The sequence below is a fragment of the Streptomyces sp. NPDC041200 genome, assembly GCF_055591805.1.
In genome coordinates this window covers 1-8356 of the sequence record NZ_JBVIZF010000093.1, presented here as the reverse complement: position 1 = coordinate 8356, position 8356 = coordinate 1, and the positions used below count along the sequence as shown (strand labels likewise).

Annotated in this window: 1 protein-coding gene; it reads left to right on the top strand. The window is 73.7% G+C overall.

What is annotated here, in order from left to right:
* Positions 1–8356 (top strand): type I polyketide synthase (locus ACZ6CL_RS42495; RefSeq protein ID WP_468946839.1); only part of this gene is annotated, 8356 nt, incomplete at both ends.

The window sequence follows — 8356 nt, the reverse complement described above, 5'->3', positions numbered from 1 at the left end:
CGGGCCCGCGTCCGTGGTCATCGCGGGTGACGAGGACGCTGTGGTGGAGGTCGCGGCGGGCTTTGAGGAGCGGGGTCGTAAGACCAAGCGGCTCACGGTCAGCCACGCGTTCCACTCGCCGCGTATGGACGGGATGCTGGACGCGTTCCGCGAGGTGGCCGAGGGGCTGTCGTACGAGGCTCCGCGTATCCCGGTCGTCTCCAACCTCACCGGGGATGTCGTCTCCGCCGAGGAGATCACCAGCCCGGACTTCTGGGTCCGGCACGTCCGCGAGGCCGTGCGCTTCCTCGATGGCGTCCGGACGCTCGAAGCACAGGGCGTCACGACGTACATCGAGCTGGGTCCGGACGGTGTGCTCACCGCCATGGCGCAGGAGTGCGTGACCGGCGATGACGTTGCCTTCGCGTCCGTCTGCCGGAAGGACCGCCCTGAGGCCGAGGCGCTGACGCACGCCCTCGCGCGGGCCCATGTCCGGGGCGTGACGGTGGACTGGACCGCGTTCTACGCCGGTAGGGGCGCTACGCGGATCGAGCTGCCGACGTACGCCTTCCAGCGGCAGCGGTTCTGGCCCAAGGTGTCGTCGCTGTTCTTCGGCGATGTGGCCGCTGTGGGCCTGGGCGAGGCGGGGCATCCGCTGCTGGCGGCCACCGCTGAGCTGCCGGACTCGGACGGGACGCTGTTCACCGGCCGTCTGGCGCTGTCCACGCATCCGTGGCTGGCCGAGCACACCATCTTGGACACGGTTCTGCTGCCGGGCACGGCGCTGGTGGAGCTGGCGGTCCGGGCGGGCGACCAGGTCGGGTGTGACCATCTGGAAGAGCTGACGCTTGAAGTGCCGTTGGCCCTGCCCGAACAGGGCGGTGTGCAGGTGCGGCTCGCCGTCGGCGCCGCCGACGACGCGGGGCGGCGGTCGGTGTCGCTGCACTCCCGCCAGGAGGGTCTGCCGGTCGAGGAGCCGTGGACGCGGCATGCCAGTGGTGTGCTGTCGCCCGGTGGTCGGCCGGAGGCGTCCTTCGAGTTGAGCGTGTGGCCTCCTGCGCATGCCACCGAGATCGACCTCGACGGCCGCTACGAAGGCCTGCTGGACATCGGTTTCGCGTATGGGCCGGTGTTCCAGGGGCTGCGCAGGGCGTGGCAGCGCGATGGTGAGATCTTCGCCGAGGTCACGCTGCCCGAGGACGCGGCGGAGGAGGCGGGCCGGTTCGGTCTGCATCCGGCGTTGCTGGATTCGGCTCTGCACGCCGTGGGGCTTGCGGGGCTGGGCAACACCGACGGTGAGGGGCGGCTGCCGTTCGCGTGGAGCGGGGTGTCGCTGTACGCGAGCGGCGCGTCGGCGCTGCGGGTGCGGTTGGCGCCCGCGGGCGGCGACGGGGTGCGGCTGGAGATCGCGGATACGGCTGGGGTGCCGGTTGCCGCGGTCGAGGAGTTGAGGCTGCGTCCGGTGTCGGCCGAGCAGCTGCGGAGTGCGCGTACGGAGCATCACGAGTCGCTGTTCCGCCTGGAGTGGACCGAACTCGCGGGCGTGGCCGGTACGGAGGGCGGCGGCCGATGGGCGGTGCTGGGCTCCGCCGACCTCGCGCGTGACGTGGCGGGCGTGAGCACCGACGTCGCGGCGTACGCCGACCTCGCGGAGCTGACCGCGGCGATCGAGTCCGGCGCGGCCGTGCCACGGGTCGTGCTGGTGGCACCGTCCACACCGTCCGCAGGGGGTGGCACGGACGTGGCCGGATCCGCGCACCGGGCCGCCGCCGAGGCGCTGGCGCTGGTGCGGGCATGGCTGGGCGACGAGCGGCTCGCGGACGCGCGGCTGGCGGTGCTGACGTCGGGGGCGCTGGCCACCGAGGCCGGTGAGCCGGTGGCGGACCTGGCGGGCGCCACGGTGCGGGGCTTGCTGCGTTCGGCGCAGTCCGAGAACCCGGACCGCATGGTCCTCATCGACATCGACGGGCGTGAGGAGGGGCTCGCCGCGCTGCCCGCGGCGCTGGAGAGCGGCGAGCCCGACATCGCCGTACGGCAGGGTGCCCTCAAGATTCCCCGGCTCGCCCGCGCCACCTCCGGGGCCGACAGCCACGCCCCGGAGTGGAATCCGGACGGCACGGTGCTGGTCACGGGTGCCGGTGGCTCGCTGGGCGGCCTGTTCGCCCGGCGTCTGGTGGCCGAGCACGGGGTACGGCATCTGCTGCTGGTGAGCCGTCGTGGCGAGGCCGCGCCCGGCGCCGCCGAGCTGACCGCCGAGCTGGCCGACGCGGGTGCGGAGGTGCGCTGGGCGGCGTGTGACGTGGCGGACCGGGACGCGCTGGCCGCGGTGCTGGCGGAGGTTCCGGCCGGGCATCCGCTGACCGGCGTCGTCCACACCGCCGGTGTGCTGGACGACGGTGTGATCGGATCCCTGACGCCGGAGCGGTTGGCGGGGGTCCTGCGGCCGAAGGTGGACGCGGCCTGGAATCTGCATGAGCTGACGCAGGACCTGGACCTGACGGCGTTCGTGCTGTTCTCGTCGGTGGCCGCGGTGTTCGGCAGCCCGGGGCAGGGCAACTACGCCGCCGCCAACGCCTTCCTGGACGCGCTGGCGCAGCACCGTGCGGCGCGTGGCCTGCCCGGCACCGCCCTGGCGTGGGGCCTGTGGGCCGGTGGCGGCATGGGCGACACGCTCGACGAGGCCGACATCGCCCGGATGCGGCGGGCCGGACTTCCCCCGCTGCCGGTGGCGGAGGGCCTGGCGCTGTTCGACACCGCGCTGTCCGTGGGCGAAGCGTCCCTGGTGCCGATGCGCGTGGATCTCCCGGGGCTGCGTACGCAGGCCGCGGCGGGTGCCATCTCGCCGCTGTTGCGCGGTCTGGTGCGGGTACCGGCGCGGCGTGCGGTGAAGGCCGTCGCCGGGGCGGTCGAGTCGGACCTGACGCGGCGGCTCGCGGGGCTGTCGGAGCAGGAACAGGAGCGGTTGCTGCTGGACCTGGTCCGTGGGCAGGTCGCGACGGCGCTCGGGTACGCGGGCGCGGAGACCATCGGAGCGGCGCGGGCGTTCAAGGACTTGGGCTTCGACTCGCTGACCGCGGTCGAACTGCGGAATCACCTCAACGCGGTGACCGGACTGCGGCTGCCCGCCACCCTGGTCTTCGACTACCCGGACCCGACGGTCCTCGCCCGCCATCTGCGGACCGAGCTGGTGGGCGATCAGGCGGACGAGGGCGTGGCAGGCCCTGTGCCGACCGTGGCCGCCGCCGACGACGACGCGATCGCCATCGTCGGGATGAGCTGCCGCTACCCGGGCGGGGTCACCACGCCCGAGGAGCTGTGGCAGCTCGTCATGGGGTCCGTGGACGCCATCTCCGACTTCCCGGCCGACCGTGGCTGGGACCTGGACGGGCTGCGGAGCGACGATCCGGGCAAGGCGGGCACCAGCACCACGGGCCAGGGAGGCTTCCTCCACGACGCGGCCGAGTTCGACCCGGACTTCTTCGGGATCTCGCCGCGTGAGGCCCTTGCCATGGATCCGCAGCAGCGGCTGCTGCTGGAGACGTCGTGGGAGGCGTTCGAGCGGGCCGGGATCGACCCGGCGGCGGCGCGCGGCAGCCGGACCGGTGTGTTCGCGGGCGTCATGTACCACGACTATCTGTCCCGCCTGAACGCGGTCCCCGAGGGGCTCGAAGGCTATCTGGGCACCGGCTCCGCGGGCAGTGTCGCCTCCGGCCGGGTCGCCTACACCTTCGGCCTCGAGGGCCCGGCGGTCACGATCGACACCGCCTGCTCTTCGTCGCTGGTGGCGCTGCATCTGGCAGCGCAGGCGCTGCGCAACGGCGAGTGCTCGCTCGCCCTGGCCGGTGGTGTCACCGTCATGGCCACCCCGGAGACGTTCATCGACTTCAGCCGCCAGGGCGGTCTGTCGACCAGCGGCCGCTGCAAGTCCTTCGCGGCCTCGGCGGACGGTACGGGCTGGGCCGAGGGCGCGGGCATGCTGCTGGTGGAGCGGCTGTCGGACGCGCGCCGCAACGGCCACCAAGTGCTGGCGGTCGTACGCGGCAGCGCGATCAACCAGGACGGCGCGTCGAACGGCCTGACGGCGCCGAACGGCCCGTCCCAGCAGCGCGTCATCCGCGAAGCGCTCACCAGCGCCCGGCTCACCACCGCCGACGTCGACGTGGTCGAGGCGCACGGTACGGGGACGAAGCTGGGTGACCCGATCGAGGCGCAGGCGCTGCTGGCCACGTACGGCCGTGAGCGGCCGGAGGGGCAGCCGCTGTGGCTGGGCTCCCTCAAGTCGAACATCGGCCACGCGCAGGCGGCGGCCGGTGTCGCGGGCGTCATCAAGATGATCATGGCGATGCGCCACGGTGTGCTGCCGCGGACGCTGCACCTGGACGAGCCCACCCCGCACGTGGACTGGGCGTCGGGCGACGTCGAGCTGCTGGCCGACGCCCGGCCGTGGCCGGAACTCGGCCGACCGCGCCGGGCGGCCGTGTCGTCGTTCGGCGTGAGCGGCACGAACGCGCACACCATCCTGGAGCAGCCCCCGGCCCTGGACTCTGCCCCGGCTTCTGATGTGGCGCTGCCGACGGTGCCGTGGGTGCTCTCGGGCAAGTCCGAGGCCGCGCTGCGCGGTCAGGCCGAACGGCTCCTGGCGCACCTCGGTACCCACCCCGACCTGGACGCCACGGACGTCGGCTACGCGCTGGCGACCGGCCGGGCGGCGCTGGAGCGGCGCGCGGTGGTCGTCGGCGAGGACCGTGCCGCGCTTGCCGCCCTGGCGCGCGGCGAGTCGGCCCCCGGCCTGATCGAAGGCCTGGTGTCCGACGGCAAGGTGGCGTTCCTGTTCACGGGCCAGGGCAGCCAGCGGCTGGGGATGGGGCGTGAGCTGTACGACGCGTACCCAGTGTTCGCGGAGGCGCTGGACGCCGTGTGCGACGCGCTGGACGCGCATCTTGCACGGCCGCTGCGGGACGTGCTCTTCGGGGATGACGCCGAGGCGCTGGACCGGACCGGTTTCACCCAGCCCGCGTTGTTCGCGGTGGAGGTGGCGCTGTTCCGGCTGGTCGAGGCGTGGGGTGTGCGGCCCGACTTCCTGTCGGGGCATTCGATCGGTGAGCTGGCTGCCGCGCATGTGGCGGGCGTGCTGTCGCTCGCGGATGCTGCGAAGTTGGTGGCGGCGCGTGGCCGTCTGATGCAGGAGCTTCCGGCCGGTGGCGCGATGATCGCCGTCCAGGCGTCGGAAGATGAGGTGCTGCCGCTGCTCGGTGAGCGGGTGAGCATTGCCGCCCTCAACGGCCCGTCGTCCGTGGTCATCGCGGGTGACGAGGACGCTGTGGCGGAGGTCGCGGCGTCGTTCGAGGAGCGGGGTCGTAAGACCAAGCGGCTGACGGTGAGCCACGCCTTCCACTCGCCGCGCATGGACGGGATGCTGGACGCGTTCCGCGAGGTCGCGCAGGGGCTGTCGTACGAGGCCCCGCGCATCCCGATCGTGTCGAACCTGACCGGTTCCGTGGTGTCCGCCGAGGAGATCACCAGCCCGGACTTCTGGGTGCGTCACGTCCGCGAGGCCGTGCGCTTCCTCGATGGTGTGCGTGCTCTGGAGGCTCAGGGTGTGACCACGTACGTCGAACTGGGCCCGGACGGTGTGCTCACCGCCATGGCGCAGGAATGCGTCACCGTGGCCGATGCGGCGTTTGTGACCGCGCTGCGTAAGGGCCGTGCCGAGCCCGAGTCGCTGACCGGTGCGCTGGCCGCCCTGCACACCCGGGGTGTCGCCCTGGACTGGCGGGCCTTCTTCGCCCGTACGGGCGCCGCGCGGGTCGACCTGCCGACGTACGCCTTCCAGCGGCAGCGCTTCTGGGTGGAGGACCCGGAGGAGGTCCGCGAGGCGGCAGCGGCGATGGATTCCGTGGACGCGCGCTTCTGGGAGGCCGTGGAGCGCGAGGATCTGACCGCGCTCGCCGGGACGCTCCAGTCCGAGGACGACGAGGCGCTCTCCTCGCTGGGCGCCGTCCTGCCGATGCTGTCCTCGTGGCGGCGCCGCCAGGGCGAGCGGTCCACCGTGGACGCCTGGCGCTACCAGGTGTCGTGGAAGCCGGTGACGCCGACCCGTGGCGCGGGGACGCTGAGCGGCCGGTGGCTGGTGGTCGTTCCGGCGGGTGTGAACGGTGATGTCTGGGCCGAGGGGGTCGTACGGACGCTCTCCGCGCGTGGCGCCGAGGCCCAGCGGATCGAGCTGGCCGCCGAGGACCGTGCGGGCATGGCCGAGGGGCTGCGCGAGGTGGTCACGGCGGGCCCGGTGGCGGGTGTGTTCGCGCTGCCGTCCGTCGCCACGGGTGCCGAAGGGCTGCTCCGTACGGCCGCGTTGACGCAAGCGCTGGTCGACCTGGGCGTGGCCGCGCCGCTGTGGGTGGCCACGCGTGGCGCGGTCTCCACCGGCCGGTCCGACGGTCCGGTGGACCCGTGGCAGGCACGGGTCTGGGGCCTGGGCCGGGTTGCCGCCCTGGAACTGGCCGAGCGGTGGGGCGGTCTGGTCGATCTGCCGGAGACGGTGGACGACCGGGCGCTGTCCCGCCTGGCCGGGGTGCTGGCCGGTGCCGAGGGCGAGGACCAGGTGGCGGTGCGCGCTTCCGGTGTCTTCGGCCGTCGTCTGGCCCGCGCCACCGCCGCCTCGCGCGGCCGTACCTGGCAGCCGGGCGCGGGGTCGGTGCTGGTCACAGGCGGTACCGGCGCGTTGGGCGGGCAGGTGGCCCGCTGGCTGGTGGCGCAGGGCGCCGCACATGTGGTGCTGACCAGCCGCCGTGGCCTCGACGCCCCCGGCGCGGCCGAGCTGCGGGACGAACTCGCCGCCTCGGGCGCCCGGGTCACGGTCGCGGCCTGCGACGCCGCCGACCGTGACGCGCTGGCCGCACTGGTGGCCGGGCTTCCGGATGAACTGCCGCTGACGGCTGTCATCCACGCGGCCGGGGTGCTGGACGACGGCGTACTGGAGTCCCTGACTCCCGAGCGCTTCGCCACCGTGCTGCGGGCGAAGGCCGACGCCGCCGCCAACCTGCACGAGCTGACGCGGGACCTGGACCTCACGGCCTTCGTTCTCTTCTCCTCGTTCGCCGGTTCCCTGGGCGCGGCGGGCCAGGCCAACTACGCCGCCGCGAACGCCTTCCTGGACGCGCTCGCCGAGCGCCGACGGGCCGAGGGGCTGCCCGCCACGTCCATCGCCTGGGGTCCGTGGGCCGAGGGCGGCATGGCGGCGGACGACGCGCTGGAGCAGCGCATGCGCCGCGCCGGTGTGCCGCCGATGGCGGCGGACCTGGCCATCGCCGCGCTGCAGCGCGCCCTGGACCTGGACGAGACCGCGGTGACGGTCGCGGACATCGACTGGGCGCTGCTGGCCCCCGGCTTCGCCGCGTCCCGGCCGAGCCCGCTGCTGCGGGATCTGCCCGAGGCGCGTGCGGCGCTGGAGGCCGGGGCAGGGCAGACGGCCGGTACCGCCGGTGGTGGCGAGTCCTCGCTCGCGCAGCGGCTCGCGGGCGTTCCGGCGGCGGAGCGCGGAAGCGTGCTGCTGGACCTGGTGCGCTCCGCCGTGGCGGACGTACTGGGCCACGCCGACGCGGAGGCGGTGGAGGCGAGCCGGGCGTTCAGCGAGCTGGGCTTCGACTCGCTGACCGCCGTCGAGCTGCGCAACCGGCTGAACACCGTGACCGGGCTGCGGCTGCCGCCGACCCTGGTCTACGACTACCCGACGGCCTCGGCGCTCGCCGGCCACCTCCGTACGGAGTTCCTGGGCGACGAGCGCGCGGTCGACACCGCCACCCCGTCCGTGGGTGTGGTGGTCGATGACGATCCGATCGCGATCGTGGGCATGAGCTGCCGCTTCCCGGGCGGGGTGGACTCGCCCGAGGAGCTGTGGCGGCTGCTGTCCTCCGGGCAGGACGCCGTCTCCGGCTTCCCGGGCGACCGTGGCTGGGACGTCGAGTCGCTGTACGACCCGGAGCCCGGCGCGGAGTACACCACCTACGTCCGCGAAGGCGGATTCCTGGCGGACGCCGGGGACTTCGACGCGGCGTTCTTCGGCATCTCGCCGCGTGAGGCGGTGGCGATGGACCCGCAGCAGCGGCTGCTGCTGGAGACGTCGTGGGAGGCGTTCGAGCGGGCCGGGATCGACCCGACGACGCTGCGTGGCCAGCAGGTCGGTGTGTTCGCCGGTACGAACGGCCAGGACTACATGTCCCTCGTCCTCCACTCGCAGGACGGCGGCGACGGGTTCCTGGGCACGGGCAACGCGGCCAGTGTGATGTCGGGCCGGGTGTCCTACGCGCTGGGTCTTGAGGGCCCGGCGGTGACGGTGGACACGGCGTGTTCGTCGTCGCTGGTCGCGCTGCACTGGGCG